Origin of the sequence: Gordonia amicalis NBRC 100051 = JCM 11271 (assembly GCF_000332995.1) — a bacterium.
Classification (GTDB): Bacteria; Actinomycetota; Actinomycetes; order Mycobacteriales; family Mycobacteriaceae; genus Gordonia; species Gordonia amicalis.
This window is the reverse complement of the sequence record NZ_BANS01000040.1, coordinates 37,551-57,260: the sequence shown is the minus strand read 5'-3', so window position 1 is coordinate 57,260 and position 19,710 is coordinate 37,551. Positions and strand designations below refer to the sequence as shown.

General features: G+C 68.1%; 16 protein-coding genes and 1 pseudogene. 10 read left to right on the top strand and 7 right to left on the bottom strand.

What is annotated here, in order from left to right; all coding sequences use genetic code 11:
* Window positions 1-183: 183 nt before the first annotated feature.
* Complete coding sequence (locus GOAMI_RS18145; protein WP_006438039.1) at window positions 184-1,068, bottom strand: siderophore-interacting protein; 885 nt, start codon at window positions 1,066-1,068, stop codon at window positions 184-186.
* A gap of 106 nt (window positions 1,069-1,174) precedes the next feature.
* Between GOAMI_RS18145 and GOAMI_RS18140 the strand changes: the two genes are divergently transcribed.
* Window positions 1,175-2,248 carry an enoyl-CoA hydratase/isomerase family protein gene (locus GOAMI_RS18140; protein ID WP_006438038.1) on the top strand — a complete coding sequence of 358 codons (1,074 nt, stop codon included), beginning with the start codon at window positions 1,175-1,177 and terminating at the stop codon, window positions 2,246-2,248.
* A 30-nt stretch (window positions 2,249-2,278) separates the two neighbouring features.
* Window positions 2,279-3,055, top strand: a complete 777-nt coding sequence (locus GOAMI_RS18135) for an enoyl-CoA hydratase (RefSeq protein WP_006438037.1) — start codon at window positions 2,279-2,281, stop codon at window positions 3,053-3,055.
* A gap of 92 nt (window positions 3,056-3,147) precedes the next feature.
* Here GOAMI_RS18135 and GOAMI_RS18130 read toward each other — a convergent pair whose 3' ends face one another.
* Entirely contained in the window at window positions 3,148-4,038 is an 891-nt protein-coding gene (locus GOAMI_RS18130) for a LysR substrate-binding domain-containing protein (RefSeq protein WP_006438036.1), read from the bottom strand.
* A gap of 90 nt (window positions 4,039-4,128) precedes the next feature.
* Between GOAMI_RS18130 and GOAMI_RS18125 the strand changes: the two genes are divergently transcribed.
* From GOAMI_RS18125 to GOAMI_RS18110, 4 genes are read left to right on the top strand one after another with little or no spacing between them, the layout of a single operon-like run.
* Complete coding sequence (locus tag GOAMI_RS18125) at window positions 4,129-5,364, top strand: acetyl-CoA C-acetyltransferase (protein ID WP_006438035.1); 1,236 nt, start codon at window positions 4,129-4,131, stop codon at window positions 5,362-5,364.
* The gene (pcaD, locus tag GOAMI_RS18120; RefSeq protein ID WP_006438034.1) at window positions 5,361-6,146 is read left to right on the top strand and encodes a 3-oxoadipate enol-lactonase; all 786 of its coding nucleotides are present in this window, start codon (window positions 5,361-5,363) and stop codon (window positions 6,144-6,146) included. The genes GOAMI_RS18125 and pcaD overlap by 4 nt, the downstream gene beginning before the upstream one ends.
* On the top strand, window positions 6,143-6,949 hold the full coding sequence (locus tag GOAMI_RS18115; RefSeq protein ID WP_006438033.1) for a CoA transferase subunit A: 807 nt from the start codon (window positions 6,143-6,145) through the stop codon (window positions 6,947-6,949). The genes pcaD and GOAMI_RS18115 overlap by 4 nt, the downstream gene beginning before the upstream one ends.
* Window positions 6,950-6,964: 15 nt before the next feature.
* A complete protein-coding gene (locus GOAMI_RS18110; protein ID WP_006438032.1) occupies window positions 6,965-7,618 on the top strand; it encodes a 3-oxoacid CoA-transferase subunit B in 654 nt (217 codons plus the stop codon).
* 12 nt (window positions 7,619-7,630) lie between these two features.
* Here the strand turns inward: GOAMI_RS18110 and GOAMI_RS18105 are convergent, their stop codons facing one another.
* From GOAMI_RS18105 to benA, 4 genes and pseudogenes are all read right to left on the bottom strand, one after another.
* Window positions 7,631-10,336 (bottom strand): helix-turn-helix transcriptional regulator, encoded by a 2,706-nt coding sequence (locus tag GOAMI_RS18105; RefSeq protein ID WP_040004959.1) that lies wholly within the window; start codon window positions 10,334-10,336, stop codon window positions 7,631-7,633.
* Between the two features lie 72 nt (window positions 10,337-10,408).
* A complete protein-coding gene (gene benC, locus GOAMI_RS18100; RefSeq protein WP_006438030.1) occupies window positions 10,409-13,228 on the bottom strand; it encodes a benzoate 1,2-dioxygenase electron transfer component BenC in 2,820 nt (939 codons plus the stop codon).
* A gap of 61 nt (window positions 13,229-13,289) precedes the next feature.
* Window positions 13,290-13,847: a benzoate 1,2-dioxygenase small subunit gene (benB, locus tag GOAMI_RS18095; RefSeq protein WP_006438029.1), complete on the bottom strand. Its 558-nt coding sequence runs from the start codon at window positions 13,845-13,847 to the stop codon at window positions 13,290-13,292.
* 31 nt (window positions 13,848-13,878) lie between these two features.
* Window positions 13,879-15,269: pseudogene (gene benA, locus GOAMI_RS18090) on the bottom strand (benzoate 1,2-dioxygenase large subunit).
* Window positions 15,270-15,495: 226 nt separating this feature from the next.
* Between benA and GOAMI_RS18085 the strand changes: the two are divergent.
* The 4 genes from GOAMI_RS18085 to catC all read left to right on the top strand — a co-directional run bounded on the left by GOAMI_RS18085 (window position 15,496) and on the right by catC (window position 18,738).
* Window positions 15,496-16,428: a LysR family transcriptional regulator gene (locus tag GOAMI_RS18085; protein WP_006438026.1), complete on the top strand. Its 933-nt coding sequence runs from the start codon at window positions 15,496-15,498 to the stop codon at window positions 16,426-16,428.
* Window positions 16,425-17,528: a mandelate racemase/muconate lactonizing enzyme family protein gene (locus GOAMI_RS18080; RefSeq protein WP_006438025.1), complete on the top strand. Its 1,104-nt coding sequence runs from the start codon at window positions 16,425-16,427 to the stop codon at window positions 17,526-17,528. Before GOAMI_RS18085 ends, GOAMI_RS18080 begins: the two co-directional genes overlap by 4 nt.
* A 62-nt stretch (window positions 17,529-17,590) precedes the next feature.
* The gene (gene catA, locus GOAMI_RS18075; protein ID WP_006438024.1) at window positions 17,591-18,457 is read left to right on the top strand and encodes a catechol 1,2-dioxygenase; all 867 of its coding nucleotides are present in this window, start codon (window positions 17,591-17,593) and stop codon (window positions 18,455-18,457) included.
* Window positions 18,457-18,738: a muconolactone Delta-isomerase gene (gene catC, locus GOAMI_RS18070; RefSeq protein ID WP_006438023.1), complete on the top strand. Its 282-nt coding sequence runs from the start codon at window positions 18,457-18,459 to the stop codon at window positions 18,736-18,738. Before catA ends, catC begins: the two co-directional genes overlap by 1 nt.
* Window positions 18,739-18,812: 74 nt before the next feature.
* Here the strand turns inward: catC and GOAMI_RS18065 are convergent, their stop codons facing one another.
* Window positions 18,813-19,688: an alpha/beta fold hydrolase gene (locus GOAMI_RS18065; RefSeq protein WP_006438022.1), complete on the bottom strand. Its 876-nt coding sequence runs from the start codon at window positions 19,686-19,688 to the stop codon at window positions 18,813-18,815.
* Window positions 19,689-19,710: the final 22 nt, after the last annotated feature.

Genomic DNA, 19,710 nt, shown 5'->3' with positions numbered 1-19,710 from the left:
CCCTTCGATACGCCCTCCGCAGGCTCCGGGCTACTCAGGGAGCGGGAGGATCCCTCCGCAGGCTCCGGGCTACTCAGGGAGCGGGGGAGCCCTCCGCCGGGGGCAGGGAGCGGGGGAGCCCTCCGCCGGGGGCAGGTGGTGTCGGTCGTCTGGGCGAATCGTCGGTCTCAGGGTGGAATCGCGCTAGAGTCCGACGCGCTCGAGCGCCTCGTCGAACTCCTCGGACGCCTCTTTCTCGGTCTTGCCGTCGGCGAGCGCCTGCCGGTACACCGCGAACAGTTCGGTGCTGCGTTCGGTATAGCGGCGGGTCCAGCGTTCGCTGTCCTGTCGCCAGTAGCCGATCACGTCGTAGGACTCACGGCCCCACCGCAGCTCGCTGCGCAGGTGTTTACGGACCGCTCGCGATTCCCCGGCCTCCCCGGCGAACCAGCAGTACGCGGCGGTGTCGTCGGCCGCCGCCGGGAGGTCGACGGACGCGACCGTCTCCGCCAGCCGGCTCGGGGTCCGTCCGTTGCCTCCGATCAGCGTGATCGTCTCGACCTCGCGCTGGGGGAGATAGGTGAGGTCGGTCGGCGCCGGTACCTCGACCACCACCGTCACGCCGACGGTCGACGAGAGTTCCTCGAGAATCCGTGCGAGGGCGGGGAGTCCGGCGAGGTCGGCGGCCAGGACGAGTCGGCTCGTATTCGCCGGCGGCGTGAACCAACTACGCGCGTGCGTCAGAACCACCTCGTGACCCGGCTCCGTCCGCTGGGCCCACGTGGTCGCCGGTCCCGCGGCGTGGATGACGAAATCGACGACGACGGTGCCGGCCGTGGGGTCGGATGCGCGGATCGAGTAGTTGCGCCCGGCCGGTGCGGGATCGGTGTCGTAGTAGGCCCAGGTCCCGTCCCGGCACTCCATGTCCGGGGTCGAGCGGTGCGACTCGAAGGGGAAGTAGATGCCCACCGCCTCGTCGGCGACGCCGGGCAGTCCCAGGCCGGTCAGGTCATCGACGTCGAACGTCAGACGGCGCAGGTTGGGCGTCAGGTCGTCGACCCCGCGGACGCATGCTCTCGAGTAGCCCATGAGGCCACCCTAACCTCATAACGGACGGGCACCCGGGGTCTGGCCTCTGTTACTAGGATATGCAACCATCTGAGGAGGCCTGTCGGTGTGGAGAGGAGTTTCGGTCGTGTCGGAACAATCAGTGCTGGTCCCGTCTGTCCTGACGGAGGAGAACGGGTCGGCGCGGTCGCTGATCCTCAACCGTCCGAAGTCGATCAACGCGATCGACCACGAGATGGTCACCGAGATCGCGGAACGCCTCGACGCCTGGTCCGGTGACGACGCCGTCGAGGCCGTCGTTCTCTACGGTGCCGGCGAGCGCGGCCTGTGTGCGGGTGGCGACATCGTCGCGATCCATCGCGACGCCTCCGCTCTCAGCGGGAACCCGGACTCGACCGATGTCGACGCGGAGAACTCGCCGTCGGCGAAGTTCTGGTTCGACGAGTACCGCCTCAACGCCGCGATCTCCCGCTACCCGAAGAGCTACGTCGCGATCATGGACGGCATCGTCATGGGCGGCGGTGTCGGCGTCTCCGCACACGGCAACATCCGCATCGTGACCGACCGCACCCGCCTCGCCATGCCCGAGGTCGGCATCGGATTCGTCCCCGATGTCGGTGGCACACATCTGCTCTCGCGTGTTCCCGACGGGCTCGGCCTCTACGCCGGCCTCACCGCGGCTCACCTCCGCGGCGCCGACGCACTGGCCATGGGACTCGCCGACCACTTCGTCCCCTCGGACTCGCTGCCCGCGTTCATCGAGGTCATCGGGACCTCCGGGGTCGACGCGGCGATCAAGCAGTACGCCACCGACGCTCCCGCGTCGGAGCTCGCCGCGCAGCGTGACTGGATCGCCGAAGCCTTTGCTGCCGAAACGATCTCGGAGATCATCGACCGTTGCCGCGCCGTCGGCACCGAGGCGGCGGCCAAGACTGCCGACACTATCGCGGCCAAGAGCCCCACCGCACTCGCGGTCACGCTGCGCTCGCTGCGCGAGGCCGCGGCCGACGCGACCCTGGAGGACACGTTGGTGCGCGAATACCGCGTATCCCTCCGGTGCCTCCTGCATCCCGACATGGCCGAGGGCATCCGCGCACAGGTCATCGACAAGGACCGCAACCCGAGTTGGGCAGAATTCTCGGAGGCGGGCGTCGACGCGTTCTTCGCGCCGCTGCCGCACGACCTGACGTTCCCTGCCTGACCGACCACCACAACCGGAAGAAGGAAACACGTGACCGAATACCAGACCATCCTCGTCGAACGCCGCGGCCGGGTCGGCATCATCACCCTCAACCGACCGAAGGCGCTCAACGCCCTCAACTCCGAGCTCATGAACGAAGTCGTCGGCGTCGTGAAGGAACTCGACGTCGACCAGGGCATCGGTGCCATCGTGATCACCGGCTCGGAGAAGGCCTTCGCCGCCGGCGCCGACATCAAGGAGATGTCCTCCAAGACCTACGCCGACGTCGTCAACGAGCAGTTCTTCGGCGCCTGGGACGAGCTGGCGCGTGCGCGCACCCCGATCATCGCCGCGGTCACCGGCTACGCTCTCGGCGGCGGCTGTGAGCTCGCGATGCTGTGCGACACCATCATCGCCGGCGACAACGCCGTCTTCGGTCAGCCGGAGATCAACCTCGGTGTCATCCCCGGCATCGGCGGCTCGCAGCGCCTGACCCGCGCCGTCGGCAAGGCCAAGGCGATGGACATGGTCCTGACCGGTCGTCAGATGAAGGTCGACGAGGCCGAGCGTGCGGGCCTGGTCTCGCGTGTGGTGCCCAAGGAGGACGCCCTGGCCACCGCGATCGAGGTGGCCGAGGTCATCGCCTCCAAGTCGCTCATCGCGTCCGCGCTCGCCAAGGACGCGGTCAACCGCGCCTTCGAGTCGAGCCTGGCCGAGGGTGTCCACGCCGAGCGGGTCCTGTTCTACTCGACCTTCGCCACCGACGATCAGACCGAGGGCATGGCCGCCTTCGTCGAGAAGCGGGATCCGAACTTCACGCACCGCTGATCTCTGAAACACCGGCAAACCCACCCCTTTTTCGGCATTTCCACCCCCTTCGCGGGTGGTGGATCTGCCGAAAAGGGGTGGGTTTGTGGGTTTCAGGAGAGGCTGCGCAGGACCGCCACGGCCCGGTCGACCAGCGGGGTGCGCCGCGCGGCCGCATATGCCGCCACCAGGTCGACGTGGGCGATCGGTGCGGCCAACGGCCGGTAGACGACGCCGGCCACTCCGAGTGCGGAGGTCGGCTCGGGCACGATGGCCACTCCGAGCCCGGCCGCGACCAGCGTCACCAGCGTCGACGTCTCCTCGACCTCGTGACGGATTCGCGGCACGAAGCCCGCGCGCTCCGCTGCAGCGGCGAGAACCCCGCTGAGGACCGATCTTCCGCCGCCCACATGGGAGATGAAGTCCTCGCCGCGGAGTGCGGCGAGTTCCACGAACTGCTCCTCGGGGGTGTCGGCGAGCGGATGGTCGGCGGGGAGTGCGACGATCAGCCGGTCCTTCCGGATCGATTCGACGATGAGACCGTGTGTCTCCACGGGCATGCGCAGCAACGCCAGGTCGATGTCGCCCGACGCCAGCGCGCCGATCTGTTCGGGTGCCAGCATCTCGCCGCGGACGCTCACGTCCACGTCGGGCAACTCGTCGCGCAGCGCGCGCACGAAGCGGGGCAGCAGTGAGTAGGTCGCCGACCCCACGCAGCCGATCGCCAGATTGCCCTGCCGGCCGTCGGCGATGCGCTGTGCGCGACGGGCCGCGGCATCCACGGAGTCGAGGATCGCCTCGACCTGACGCAGATAGTCCTCACCCGCGGCGGTCAGCTCGACGCGGCGCGTCGACCGGACCAGCAGGGGGACCCCGAGTTCGTCCTCGAGTTGCCGGATCTGCTGGGACAGCGGCGGCTGGGCGATGTGGAGCCGTTGGGCCGCACGGCCGAAGTGCAGTTCCTCGGCGACCGCGCGGAAGTACCGCAGGTGGCGTAGTTCCATGCACCCACTCTACCGATTGATATGTGTGAGATATCAAAACTCGACAAATGGATACTTCTCCATATCGCTGCAGGTCCTTACGCTGGTGGCATGGCATCCTCTGGCACCTCGGACACCGACATCGTGATCTGTTCGCCCCTGCGTACGCCCGTCGGCCGCATGGGCGGAGCGCTGTCCACCGTGCCGGTGACCCGATTGGCGACCGATCTGCTGCGGGAACTGACCGCGCGCACCGGGCTGGGTGAGGGAGACATCGACGACGTGATCCTCGGGCAGGGTTACGCGAGCGGGGAGTCGCCGGCGATCGGCCGGATCGCCGCTCTCGATGCCGGGCTCGGTGTCGGCGTCCCGGGCATGCAGGTCGACCGCCGGTGCGGATCGGGTCTGCAGGCCGTCCTCACCGCCGCGTCCTCGGTGGCGACCGGCGGAGCGCGACTCGTGGTCGCCGGCGGCGCCGAATCGATGTCGACGGTCGAACACTACGCACTCGGACTCCGCTCGGGGATCAAGCAGGGCGGCGTCGAGTTGATGGACCGGCTCGACCGCGGTCGTCTCACCGCCGGTGGGGAATCCCACCCCGTCCCCGGCGGGATGATCGAGACCGCCGAGAACCTCCGCGCGAAGTACGGCATCTCCCGTGCCGACCAGGACGAGTACGCCGCACGGTCGCACCACCGTGCCGTCGCCGCCCATGAGGAAGGCCGCTTCGCCGACGAACTCGTCCCGGTCGCGATTCCCGGACGCCGCGGGAAACCCGCCACGGTCGTCGACCGGGATGAGCATCCGCGCGCCGACACCACCGCGGACTCGCTCGCGAAGCTGCGTCCCATCCGGCTCAAGGTCGACGCGGAGTCCACGGTCACCGCCGGTAATGCCTCCGGCCAGAACGACGGCGCGGCGATGTGTGTCGTGACCACGCGTGCACACGCACGACGCAGCGGTCTGGACCCCCTTCTCGCACTGCGCTCCTGGGCGGTCACCGGGTGCGCGCCGGAGACCATGGGTCTCGGTCCGGTCAGTGCGACCGCCGTCGTGCTCGCACGGGCCGGGCTGACCCTCGACGACATCGACCTGATCGAACTCAACGAGGCCTTTGCCGCGCAGGTCCTCGCCTGCCTGGACGAGTGGAAGATCGACGCGAGCGATGAACGCCTGAACCCCAACGGTTCCGGCATCTCCCTGGGGCATCCGATCGGTGCCACCGGTGCGCGAATCCTGGCCACCGCCGCCCATGAGGCGCGCCGTCGTGAGGCGCGCCACGTCCTGGAGACCATGTGCATCGGCGGCGGCCAGGGACTCGCCGCGATCTTCGAGGCGACCCGATGAGCGGGCGCGAGACCGGCGCGGTCGAGGTGCACGCCGTCGTCACCGGTCGCGAGGACGGCCCCGCGGTGATCCTGTCGAACTCGCTGGGTTCGACGCACCGGATGTGGGACGCGCAGCTCGCCGCACTCGAGGACCGCTTCCGCGTCGTCCGGTACGACACCCGCGGGCACGGCGAATCCCCGGTTCCGCAGGGCCCCTACACGATCGACGATCTGGCCGATGACGTCATCGGGCTACTCGACCGCCTCGAGATCGATCGTGCCCACCTGGTGGGCCTGTCACTCGGCGGCATGACCATGATGCGCGTCGCCGCTCGGAACCCCGAACGGGTACGACGTCTCGCCGTCCTCTGCACCGGCGCGCAACTCCCCCCGGCACAGGCCTGGCTCGATCGGGCCGCCACCGTGCGGGAGAACGGAACCGGGGTCGTAGCCGAATCCGTCGTCCAGCGCTGGTTCACGCCGGAACACCTGAGTACCTACGGCAGTTCGCGGAAGTTCCACGAGGACATGGTGGCCGCGACCCCGGCCGAGGGGTATGCCGCGTGCTGCGAGGTGATCGCGGCCATGGATCTGCGGGACGACCTGCCGTCCATCGTCGCGCCGACTCTCGCCATCGCCGGCGCCGACGACCCGGCCACCCCACCGGCGAAACTCGAAGAGATCGCCGACAACGTGCAGCAGGGCCGTCTGCTCGTGGTGCCGGACTCGGCGCACCTGGCCAACGCTCAGCAGCCCGACATCATCAACCCCGCGCTGATCGAACACCTGGAGCAGCCATGACCATCGACGAGACCGCCGCCACCGGTGCGGTGAGCAAACTGGCCGCGTCGCCGGCGGACGCGGTCGCCGACATCCCCGACGGCGCGAGCCTCGCAGTCGGCGGTTTCGGCCTGGCCGGCATCCCCGGGTTCCTGATCGACGCCCTCCTCGAGCAGGGTGCGAAGAACCTGACGATCGTCTCCAACAACTGCGGTGTCGACGGCGCCGGCCTCGGTCTGCTGCTCGAGGCCCGCCGGATCGACAAGGTGATCGCCTCCTATATCGGCGAGAACAAGGAGTTCGGCCGCCAGTTCCTCGCGGGCGAGGTCACCGTGGAACTCACCCCGCAGGGCACTCTGGCCGAGCGCATGCGCGCCGGCGGCAGCGGAATCGGTGCGTTCTTCACCCCGACCGGCGTGGGCACCCTCGTCGCGGAGGGGGGTCTGCCGTGGCGGTACAACCCCGACGGTTCGGTGGCCGAAGCGTCCCCGCCCAAGGAGGTCCGCACCTTCAACGGGGTGGACATGGTCCTCGAAGAAGCCATCGTCACCGACTACGCCCTGATCCGCGCGGCGGTCGTCGACACCGCCGGCAACTGCCGATTCCACGCGGCCGCACGCAACTTCAACCCGCCCGCGGCGATGTCGGGGCGGATCACCATCGTCGAGGCGGAACGGGTCGTAGAGGTCGGCGAGCTCGGTCCCGACGAGATCCACCTGCCGGGGATCTTCGTGAAGCGGATCGTCGAGCTGACCCCCGAGCAGGCCGCTCGCAAGGGCATCGAGAAGCGCACCATCCGCGAGCGTCCCGTCGCGGCGCACTGAGCCAGGAGAATTCAGATGACTTGGACCCGTACCGAGATGGCCGCCCGCGCGGCCCGGGAACTGACCCGCGGTGACTACGTCAACCTGGGGATCGGTCTGCCGACGATGATCCCCGACCAGTTGCCGGACGACTCGGGGATCTACCTGCACGCCGAGAACGGCATCCTCGGCGTCGGCCCCTTCCCGTACGACGACGAGGTCGATCCCGACCTGATCAACGCGGGCAAGCAGACCGTGTCGGTGTTGCCGGGGGCGTCGTACTTCGACTCGGCGACCAGCTTCGCGATGATCCGCGGCGGCCACGTGGACGTCGCCGTCCTCGGCGGCATGCAGGTCGCGATGAACGGCGACCTCGCGAACTGGATGGTTCCCGGCGCACTCGTCAAGGGGATCGGCGGTGCCATGGACCTGGTCAACGGGGCGGGCAAGGTCATCGTCCTGATGGAGCATGTCACCAAGGCGGGTGAGCCGAAGCTCCTCGAGGCGTGTTCGTTACCGCTCACCGGTCGCGGCGTGGTGAGCCGGGTGATCACCGATCACGGTGTGTTCGACGTCGCGGGAACAGGTTTCGAGGTCGTGGAGTTCGCTCCCGGTGTCGATCTCGAGATCGTCGAGGCCAAGACCGGTGCGCCGGTCACCGATCGCACCGCGGTGCACGCCGCGGTCTGAGACGGCGGCCTCTCAACGGCGCGAGGCCGCCAGCTCCGACCGCGACCGCAGGCCGAGTTTCGCGTAGATCCGGGTCAGGTGGTACTGCACGGTCTTGGGCGAGATGAACAGCTCCGCCGCCACCTCGCGGTTGGACAGCCCGCGCGCCACCAGTGCGGTGACGGCCTCCTCCTGCGGGGTGAGTTCGCCGGCGTCTCTCGACGAGCCCCGGCTCTCGGTTCGCGACCCGGCCAGTCCGCCTGCCTTGAGTTCACGGTCGCAACGGTCGACGAAATTGGTCGCCCCGAGCGAGAGGTACAGGTCTCGCGCGGTACCGATGACGGCATCGGCGGCGCGGCGCTTACCCGCGCGTCGCAGTGTCTGTCCGTAGGCGAAGTTCACCCGTGCCTGGTCGTAACGCAACCCCAGTCCGTCGAGGAGTTCGAGTCCTTCCTCGAACGCCCTCCTAGCACCGTGGATGTCTCCGGTGGCACCGAGGTGGCGGCCCCGCGCGTACTTCATCCGGGCGACCGACGACCGGTGGCCGCGTTCGGCGGAACGGGTTTCGTAGGTGCGCAGCAACCGGTCGGCCTCGTCGAACTGGCCCTCGAGAACCTGCGCGTTGGCCAGGACGTCGACCCACGGCCACAGGCCGGGTTCGGCGAGGGCGGGGACGGATTCGGCCATCGTCACCAGCGGTGTGAGAATTCGACGCACCTTGCCGTAATCGGCTGCGGCCTCGGCGAGTTGCGCCCGCGCCAGTAATTCCGGTATCCGCATGATCTCGTAGTCGCCGATCGACGTGGCCGATGCGGCGATGCTGCGATGCGCCTCCTCCCAGTCGCCGCGAAGCGAATGAATCTGCGTCGCAGTCCAGTTCAGCAGCGGTGTGGTGAGTGCGATTCCGCTGCTACGGGCGAGCGCCCGGCCGGCCTCGACGCTGCGCATCGCCTCGTCCCAGTCCCCGGTGAGGAACTGCACGCGCGCCAGCCAGGCCAGCGCCCACAACGAGATCCGCGTCGAACCGCCCAGCTGCGCCATCGAGACCGCAGCCTCGAGATTCGTACGCGCGGCGTCGATCTCGTCGAGTCCGAGCTGCAGCCAGCCGCGACCCATGACGGCTCGCTGTGCCTGCGCGCCGTAGCGGATGGTCGCCGAGACCGACTCGTACTCGGCGCGTGCGGCCTCCGGCTGACCCGACCACGCCAGGCCGAGACCACGGATGACGGCCGCCTCGACCCGTGCCGCCGAATGGCTCCCGGCCATCTCCATCGCACGATCTGCCCAGGCGACGAGCTCGGAACCCTGGCAACGCACCAGATTGTGCAGCACGTGGCGTTGCGCGATGAGGGCCGCGACGTCGGGTTCTCGTTCGACGTTGACGATTCCCCAGGCGCGGTCGAGGCGGAGCTGTGCCTCCGCGGAACGTCCGCGCAGGATCGCCAGGTAGGCGAGGGTCGCGTTGCGCAGCGGTGTCTCTCGCAGGCTCTCGACGGTCGGGACCAGTGCGCCGGCGCCCGTGCAATCACCCGCGGCCAGAAGCGAATCCACCGCGAGTGTCACCCGTGTGTCGCGTTCGAGCGGGTCGGGGGTCAGCCGACCGGACTGGCGGTAGAGGCCAGCCGCCTCGGCCCACGCCCCGTCGGCGCCGCGGGCGCGCGCGAGTTCGGCGAGGTCGTCGGCGAGTGCGGCATCGGCGGTCGGCGTCGCGGCAACTCGATGGTGGAGTCGTCGGGCGGGGTCGGCGACGATCTGCGCGGCACGACGATGGGCCTCGCCGACCGCTCCCATCCCGAGGACCTCGAGCACTGCCGCACGGACGAGGGGCGTGACGATCCGAGGTCGGGCCTCGGCCGGTGTCAGCGCCCCGTCACAGGTGACGAGTCCGGTGCGTCGCGCCTCGTCGATGGCGTCCAAGGGGTCGGTGATCTCGGCGAGTTCCACTGCGGTGGAGAGCGGTTCGGCGTCGTCGAGGATGGCGAGCGCCTCGATGAGCGAGCGCGCGGGTACGCCGGTGTCGGGCAACCGGTCGCGGACCTGCGCGACGACGTATCGGGGGGCCGGTAGCTGGGCGCCGCTGCGCGACCACGTACCGGCGGGCACCTCGTCGAGGAGAGCGACGATGTCGCGCGGGTTGCCCGCGGTGTGACGGGTCAACTCCTCCCGCATCGCGGGGTGCAGCACGATGCCCCGCCGGCCCGCGATCTCGGCGGTGCCCTGTGGGTCGATGCCCTCGAGCCGCAGTTCGTCGAGGGGTTGCCCCACCAGACGCGCCCCGGGCCGGGATGTCGTGGCGACGACGAGGACCCGGCAGGCGCGATGGTCGCGGGTGAGCGTGAGCAATGCCTGTAGTGACATCTCGTCCGCGAGATCGGCGTCGTCGATGGCGATGAGCGACGGGGTGTCGGCGGCCGGGCCGAGTGCGGCGAGCAGGCCGCCGACCAGTGTTTCGACATCGGTTGTGCCGGCGGGTGAGTGATCCTGCAGCAGTTGCCGGACCAGGGCACCCGGCGTCGACGCCTGCCACGGTGACACGCGCGCCCACAGGGTCGCCCCGGTGTCGTCGGTACCGTGCGACTCGGCGCGGTGTCGCGCGACCAGATGGGTGAGCAGGGTCGACTTCCCGCTCCCGGGGTCACCGGAGACGGCGAGGAACTCCGCGCCCGTCGCGTGCCGCAGCCGCGACCACAGCGCATCGACCTCACGGTCCCGCCCGACGCACGCGGCAGTGACCATCATCGCTCCATACTAGGACCCAGGTCACAGACCCCGGGTCGTACCGACTCGCCCGCGTCTTCCCGACGTGGGTGGTCAGCCCTGGTCGCCGCCGGCGACCGGCAGGACGCTGCCCGTGATGTAGGCCGCCTCGTCCGAGGCGAGGAAGCAGATCGCCGCGGCCTGTTCGTCGAGCGTCCCGTATCGGTTCAGCAGCGACGAGGACAACGTCTGATCGATGTGGGCCCGGAACCACCCGGCCTCCACCTCGTTGCGGGGTTCGGGGGTACCGCGGGAGATCCGACGCGGTGGGGCCTCCGTCCCACCCGGGGCGGTCGCGACCACGCGGATGCCGTACTCGGCGTACTCCATGGCCAGCGAGGCGGTCATCGCGTTGACGGCGCCCTTGGCCGCCGAGTACGGGATGCGGTGGATGCCACGCGTCGCCGCGGAGGAGACGTTGACGATCACCCCGCCGCCGCGTTCGACCATCGACGGCAGCACCGCGCGGCACGCGTAGAGCGTCGTCATCAGTGAGCGGTCGATCTCGGCCCGGATCTGTTCGTGGGTGAACTCGGTGAACGGTTTGAAGTTGATCGCCCCGCCGACGTTGTTGATGAGCACGTCCACCCGGCCGTAGGTGTCGACCGCGCGCCGGATCACCGATTCGGCACCGTCGTAGGTCTCGAGGTCGGCGATCGCCGCCACCGCACCGGGACCGGCGGTCTCGAGGTCTCGGGCGACCTCCTCCACCAGATCTGAACGATCGGCGAGGACGACCCGACCGCCTTCCGCACTGATCCGTCGTGCCGTCTGCTCGCCGATCCCCTGTGCGGCACCGGTGATCACGACGACCTTGTTCGCGAAGCGTCCCGGGGTGATGAAACGCGGCCGGCGCGAGGCCATCTCGTCGGCCATCGCCCGGCGCATGGTCTGCTTGGACCGGTCGGCGTGTGCCGAAATGAGCGCGCGGGCGGCATCGTGGTCGCCGGACTCGAACGCCGAGACGATGTCGAGGTGGTCCTGTGCGCACAGCGGGTGGCACCAGCTCGCGTTGCGCAGCACCTCGGTCATGCGGCCCTTCACGCCGAGGGCCTTGTAGGCCTCGAGGAGATGGTCGTTGCCGGTCTGGCTGAACAGGTAGTCGTGGAAGGCAGCGTTCGTCTCGGTGTACTGCGCGGCGTCGACGAAGCGGTCGCCGTCCACGTAGGGGACCGTGGCCTCGGCGAGCAGCCGATAGCCGGTGAGCTGCTGATGGGTCATCCGGCCGAAGGTGAGCTCCAGAGCGCCGAGTTCGAGCGCGGCGCGTGCCTCGAAAAGTGCGTCGGACTCGTGGATCTCGTGGTGTTCCTCGCCGATCTGATAACCCTGTGAGCCGACGACGGTGGGCAGCGGCGGTGCCTCGACGGAGTCGGGTTCGGTTGTGCTGGGCGCACTCTCGTGGAGTTGCGAGATGCCGTCGGGCGCGAAGAGTTCCTGCCCGGCGATCGACCGTGCGGTCCCGGCGGGACGCAGCGTACCCGCGTCGACGTCGAGTCCGGCATCGCCGGTCCGTCCGTCCCACATCCGTTGCCCACCGATGCGGGCCAGCGAGTCATCCTCGCGCGGTGCGGGTCTCGAGCCGGACCAGGTGTCGAGACCGGTCGGCGGGAAGGCGATCCGGCCGGCGATGGCGCGGGCGTTGGCGACCTCGAGGATGGGGTCGTCACCGTCCCGACCGACCGGGGTCGGGGCAGCAGGAGCAGCGGCCTCGTCGCTGATGGCCTCGGTTTCGGTGACGCTGCCCGCCTCCGGTTCGGGCTCGACCGCCGGCATCGCCGTGCGATCACGGTCAGTCGCCGGCTTCGCGGCGAGCGCGAACTTCTCGTAGTAGAAGCCGGTGGGTTCGATCCCGACCTCTGCCACGTGCTTGCGCACGGCCTCGACCATGGGCGGCGGACCGCAGAGGTAGATGGCGACGTCGCCGTCATAGAGGTGTTCGGGCCGGATCAGGCTCATCACATAGCCCTTGTTCGCCGCGGTGCCGGCCGGATCGGACACGCAGTGGTCCCAGGTGAAGCCCGGCAGCTTGTCGGCGAAGTACTCGATCTCGTCGGTGGCGACCAGGTCGGTGTCGCTGGACACGCCGTAGATCAGGTGGACCTTGCGAAGGCTCTTGTCGGCGTGCATCTTCCGCAACATCGACAGGATCGGCGCCAGCCCGGTGCCACCGGCGAGCAGCAGTACCGGACGGGTGGCCTCCCGCAGGAAGAACGACCCGTGCGGACCGGTGAAGGAGATTTCCTCGCCGCGTGTCGCACGGTCGGTGAGATAGGTCGACATCGCGCCGCCGGGGGTGAGCTTGATCAGGAAGATCAGCCGGTCCTCGTGAGGGCCGTTGGCGAACGAGTACGAGCGGCTAACCGGTTCACCGTCGCCACGATCGCTGCCGGGGATCTCGATGTTCACATACTGGCCCGGCAGGAACGCCAGCTCGCCGCGGTTCTCGATGCGGATCTCCAGGCGCATCGTCGAGTCGGAGAGCCGGTCGAGCCCGGCGATCGTCCCGGTGAACCTCGCCGCCTGGGTCTTCGCCACATCCGACGTGGACGCGATCTGCAGCACGAGGTCGGATTTCGGCTTCATACAGCAGGGGAGTGCATAGCCCTCCGACGACTCGGCGTCGGACAGCGCGTCCTCGATGTAGATGCCACCGTCGTAATCTCCGGACTCGCAGAACGCCTTACACGTTCCGCATGCACCGTCGCGGCAGTCCAGAGGGATGTTGATGCGCTGCCGGTACGACGCGTCGGCGACGGTCTGGTCCTCGCGGCAGGTGATGAAGCGCGTGACCCCGTCCTCGAAGGACAGCGCCACCTGGTGGCTGGTGGCGGTGCCGGCGCCAATGCCGGTGTCCGCGTCGGTGGTGACAGTCATGGAGAGGTTCCTCGAAGTGGGGTCGGGTCAGAAGTGGGCTCGGGTCAGAATTGAGCTCGGGTCAGAAGTGGTACACGTCCACCACGTGGTGGATGTAGTCGTTCTTCAGCACGATCGTCTTGCGCCGGATGAGCGGCTGTTCCCCGGAGAAGTCGATCGTGTAGAACGAGGTCCCGTAGTACGGATCGACGGCGTTGTACCGGAAATACATCGTGTGCCAGTTGAACCGGACGTCCACGAGTTCGCCGCGCCGCTCGATGACCTCGACGTTGGAGATGTTGTGACTGGTCCGCGGTTCGGGTAGCGACGTCGCCGACGAGCGTTCGGTCCGGATCCGGAAGACCCGGTCCTCCAGGCCGCCCTTGTTGGCGTAGTAGATCAGCGAGATCTCTCGTTGCGGGTCCTCGGTGAGCCGGTCGGCGTCGTCCCACGACGGCATCCAGTAGACGACGTCGTCGGCATAGCAGTCGAGCCATTTCTCGAACTCGCGGTCGTCGAGGTAACGCGCCTCGCGATAGAGGAACTGTTCGATCATGTTCTGGGTGATCAGTTTTCCGCCGTCCGCCCGGCTGCTCGCGGGTGTGCCGGTGGCGCCGGATGTGGTCTCTGAGGTGGTCATCGTGTGTTCCCCGTAATCGCTTGTGGCCGGTTCACCGTCGGCCGTTGGTCTGGGCGGCTGCTGCCTCTTCGGCGGCGACTGCGGCGCGCATGGTCTCGAGCCAGTAGCCGTGCTGGACGGGGTAGAGACCCTCGTCCTCGTTCTTCACGCCGGCCGAGATGACGCCGGTCATGCCGAGTGAATCGGCGACCTCGTCGGGACCCGTCAGCCAGTGCTGCGCGCCGCGACTCATGTCGTTCCACGGTGCCGCCTGGGCCCGGAAGGTGAGCTGGCAGCTGCGGAACTCCTCGAGGTCGTCCGGCGTCGCCATCCCGGATGCGTTGAAGAAGTCCTCGTACTGGCGGATGCGGTGCGCGCGTGCGGTATCGCTCTCACCCTTGGGGGCGATGCAGTAGATGGTCACCTCGGTCTTGTCCGGGGCGATCGGCCGGAAGTGGCGGATCTGCGTCGAGAACTGGTCCATGAGATAGACATTCGGATACAGGCAGAGGTTGCGCGAACCCTTCACCATGAACTCGCCCTTGGCGTCGCCGTGGGTCTTCTTCAGGTCGTCCATCTTGTCCCACAGCGGGCGATCCTGCGGATTGGCCGCCCAGGTCCAGAGGCACAGGTGGCCGTTGGGGTACGACCAGTAGCCGCCCCCGGACTTGCCCCAGCCGCCGGCGTCGAGCGCCTTGGTGTCGTTCTTGGACTCGCCGGTGCCGCGGCGGGAAGTGGTTGCGGCATAGTTCCAGTGGGTCGCGGTGACGTGGTAGCCGTCGGCACCGTTCTCGGCCTGGACCTTCCAGTTGCCGTCGTAGGTGTAGGTCGACGCACCGCGAAGCACCTCGAGGCCGTCGGGCGACTGGTCGACGAGCATGTCGATGACTAGACGCGTGTCGCCGAGATGATCGTCGAGCGAGGCCACGTCGTCGTTGAGGCTGCCGAACAGGAATCCGCGGTAGGAGTCGAAACGTGCGACCTTGGTCAGGTTGTGGGAACCGTCGACGTCGAACGTGTCCGGGTATCCGGCGCCCTCGGGATCCTTGACCTTGAGCAGGGTGCCGTCGTTGCGGAACGTCCACCCGTGGAACGGGCACGTGAGCGTCATCCGGTTGTCGGTCTTGCGGCGGCAGATCATCGCGCCGCGGTGGGCGCAGGCGTTGATCAGGCAGTGCAGCTCACCGCTCTTGTCCCGGGTGATCACGACCGGCTGCCGTCCGATGTAGGTGGTGAAGTAGTCACCGGGGTTCGCCACCTGGCTCTCGTGGGCGAGGTAGATCCAGTTGCCTCGAAAATGTGCTTCATCTCCAGTTCGAAGATGTCCTCGTCGGTGAATATCCGCCGGTTGGCCCGGTAGATGCCGGCCTCGCGGTCGTCGACGACCGCGTCGCCGAGAACCGAGTTCACGTGGTGCAGATGTTCCGTTACGGACGCGGTCATGTCGTGTTCCTCCAGATGTGGGCTGTATGTGCACTGTGGCACCACGTGGTGCCGATCACACTGGGGTAATGACCAGTCCTGACCCAGGCCCAGATTGATAAACAAAAGACATCAATAAATGGAAAACGGGTCATTGTCTGTATCTAAGCGAGGTCCTACCGTGGAGACGTGTTCCCGGTCACAGCACCGGGGCCGACATCCACCGAGATCGAGATAAGGCCAGGTCATGGAGCTACGGCACTTGCGCTACTTCGCCGCAGTGGCCGACACCTGTCACTTCGGTCAGGCCGCTGCGTCGCTGCACGTCGCGCAGCCGGCCCTCTCCTACGCCATCCGTCAGCTCGAGAACGAACTCGACGTCACGCTTTTCACCAGGACCACCCGCCAGGTGGCGCTGACCCCGGCCGGGGCCTACCTGAAGGGTCAGGCGGAGCGAATCCTCGCGGGCGTGGACGATGCGGTCGACGGCGTGCGTCGGATCGCTGCCGGGCGGAGCGGTCTGGTTCGGGTGGGACTGACCGGTATCGCCGCGTTCTCGCATCTGCCACGGATCGCGCGGGTGGTCAAGCGTGAGCTGCCGGACGTCGACCTGCACATCCAGTCGGACATGCTCACCCCGAGCCAGTGCGACGCATTACGCGCCGGCGCACTCGACCTCGGCGTCCTGCGGCCGCCGGCGGTCGGCGAGGGCATCGAGACACGGGTCATCGACGTCGAGCCGATGGTGCTCGCCGTGTCGATCGACCACCGCCTGGCGGTCGAGCCGGTCGTCTCGGTCACCGACCTGCGCAACGAACCCTTCGTGATGTACGACAGCCGCGACTCCGCCGTCAACGACGCGGCGATGAGGACCTGCCGCGCAGCCGGTTTCGTGCCCCATCGCGCCCATGAGGCGCCGGGAACCGCGGTACTCCTCGCTCTCGTCGCGGCCGGTCTGGGTGTCTCGGTGCTGCCGGCGTCCGTGCGCTCGCTGCCGCTCGACGGACTCGTCGTCCGGGACCTGGTCGACGCCGACACCGTCGAGGTCGCACTGGCCTGGCGCGCCGGCAACAACGACCCCGTCACGGCCGCGGTGGCCGACGTCATCGCCGCCGCCTTCGCCGTCGAACCAACCCAAGCCGGCGCTCACGCGAGCGCTCGATACGGAGATGAACCATGAAGATCACTCGGGTGGAAGCGATTCCATTCGCGATTCCCTACGTGAAGCCGCTGAAGTTCGCGTCGGGCGAGGTGCAGGTCGCCAATCACGTGCTCGTGCGCGTGCACACCGACGTCGGTGTCATCGGGGTGGCCGAGGCCCCACCACGCCCGTTCACCTACGGTGAGACGCAGGACGGCATCATCGCCGTGATCAACACGATCTTCGCGCCGGCAGTCGTCGGTCTCACCTTGCTCGAACGTGAGGTCGTGGCGGCGCGCCTGGCCAAGACGATCGGCAACCCGGCCGCCAAATCCGCAGTGGACATGGCGATCTGGGATGCCTTGGGAAAGATCCAGGGACTTCCCGTCGGCGACATGCTCGGTGGCTTCACCGACCGTATGCGGGTCAGCCACATGCTCGGTTTCGCCGAACCGGCGGCGATGGTCGCCGAGGCCGAGAAGATGGTCGACACGTACGGCATCCGGACCTTCAAGGTGAAGGTCGGCCGCCATCCGGTGACCCTCGACACGGCGGTCGTGCGCGCCTTGCGGGAGCGGTTCGGCGACGAGATCGAACTGTATGTCGACGGCAACCGCGGCTGGACCGCCGCCGAGTCGGCGCGGGCGATGAAGGAGATGGCCGATCTCGATCTGCTGTTCGCCGAAGAGCTCTGCGACGCAGCGGATGTGCTCGGTCGCCGATGGCTCGTCGAGCGTCTCGACGTACCGTTCATCGCCGACGAGTCGGTGCCCACTCCCGCCGACGTGACCCGGGAGATCCTCGGTCGTTCGGCCACCGCGATCAGCATCAAGACCGCCCGAACCGGCTTCACCACCTCACGCCGGACACATCACCTCGCCGAGGGACTCGGCGTCCCGGTGGTCATGGGCAATCAGATCGACGGCCAGGTCGGCACCGCCTGTGCGCTCGCCTTCGGCAGTGCCTTCGAACTGACGTCGCGGTACGCGGGCGAACTGTCGAACTTCCTCGACATGAGCGACGATCTGCTCGCCGAACCGCTCCAGATCCGCGACGGCCATCTGCATCGGTCGACCGCACCCGGCATCGGCTTCGAGATCGATCCGGCCAAACTCGACCGCTACCGCACCGACAACTGAAAGAGCTTTCCCACAAAGCGTTTCGTGGCAGCCCCACGAGCAGTGAGTACAAGGAGAAGATCATGACCACCACCGAGCACCCGAACGAGGTCGCGACCGCAGCAGCCTCCGGAGCCTCCGCAACCGAACGGTTCCACGCCGACAAGTCGCCCTTCGAGGCCGTCAGGGACACCCCGCCGGAGCGCGTGGCCACGCTGATCAACGAGGTACTCGCCGCCGTGCACGCGACGATCCGCGAGCACAAGGTCACCTACGACGAGTACAACGCCCTCAAGGCGTGGCTCATCAATGTCGGTGAGGACGGCGAGTGGCCGCTGTTCCTCGACGTCTGGGTCGAGCACGTCGTCGAGGATGTCGCCACCGAGCACCGCGAGGGCAACAAGGGCAGCATCGAGGGCCCGTACTACGTGCCGAATGCGCCGGACCAGGGCTCCACGGGCTCGGTGCCGATGCGCGAAGACGAGAAGGGCGATCCGCTGCTGTGGAACGGCCAGGTCCGTTCGTGCGACGGCACCCCGCTCGCCGGGGCCAAGGTCGAGCTGTGGCACGCCGACGACGACGGCTTCTACTCCCAGTTCGCGCCCGGCATCCCGGAATGGAATCTGCGGGCCACCTTCACCACCGACGACGAGGGTCGCTTCGAGATCACCACGATCCGTCCGGCGCCGTACATGATCCCGACCGACGGTTCATGCGGGAAGATGATCGCCGCCGCCGGCTGGCACCCGTGGCGTCCCGCGCACCTGCACCTCAAGGTGTCGGCGCCCGGTCACGAGCAGCTGACCGCGCAGCTCTACTTCCCCGGTGACCCGCACAACGACGACGATGTCGCCAGCGCGGTCAAGCCCGAACTCGTGCTCGACCCGAAGGAAGACGGCAAGGGTGGCTTCACGGTGGCCTACGACTTCGTGCTCGATCCGGAGAAGTGATGCTGTTCCACGTCCGTATGGATGTCAAGATCCCCGACGACCTCGACCCGGACGTCCGGGCCGACACGGTCGCCCGGGAGAAGGCGTACTCGCAGGATCTCCAGCGATCCGGCAAATGGCCCCACATCTGGCGGATCGTCGGCGAATACTCCAACTACTCGATCTTCGACGTCGACTCCAACGATGAGCTGCACACGCTGTTGTCGGGTCTGCCGCTGTTCCCGTACATGGACATCAAGGTGACGCCGCTGGCGACGCATCCGTCGGACATCAACAGCTGACGCACACGCGTCACATGCCCCGCCGACCGCACCGTGTCGCCGGGGCATGTCGCGTTCCGGTCCGGGTACGGTCCTCACTCGGCGATCAACGCGGAAAGCATTGCGTCCCAGTGTCTCAGCGGGAGCAGATGACCTTCACCCGGGAAGACGGTGAGATCGGCGTCGGGTAGGTGGCGGGCCAGCCATTCGCCGTTCGGCAGGGGCGTCATCGTGTCGTCGGCGCCGTACCACAGACACACCGACGCCGAGACGTCGGCGAGCCGGAAATCCCACGGACCGACGAATGCGACGTTGTCCCATGCGATGGCACCCGGACCCCTTTTCATCGCTTCGGAAAAGGATTCGAAGAGCGTCTGTCTTGCCGAGGGGTCCGCGATGACCGCGGCGTCGCTGGTGCCCCACATCCAGTCGATCCAGGGCGCTGTCGGGTCGGTCCGAACGGACATCATCGCATCGAGCATGTCCCGGTTGCCCGCGAGGAAGACCTCGGCCGCCCGAGCTGGATCTGCCGGCAGGTGCGAAAGTGCCAGCCGGTCGTTGTCGGTCAGCAGCTCACGCGCCCCGGGCACGTCGAGCGCGGGTCCGGGGCCGCCGGACACACCGACGCAGGTCACCCGGTCGGGCATCAGTGCTGCGGCGGCAAGCGCGAAGGGCCCACCGCCCGACCATCCGAAGACGGCGAACCGGTCCAGTCCGAGGTGGTCGGCCAGGGCCTCGGCATCGCGGGCGACCGGCGTGAGACCGATCGGCGCAGGGTCCGACCCGCCGTACCCGGGGCGATCGAAACTCACCACCCGGATCCCGGCGCGCTGGGCGATCTGATCGCCGAAGGCGGCCTCGAGGCGGGATCCCGGAGTGCCGTGAAAGTGTACGACGGTAGGTCCGGACGACTCTCCGGCTTCCCGAACCGCTATCAGTCGTCCCCCGATGTCCAACGTGAACTCCGTCATCGTGTGGAGCCTACGTGGAACG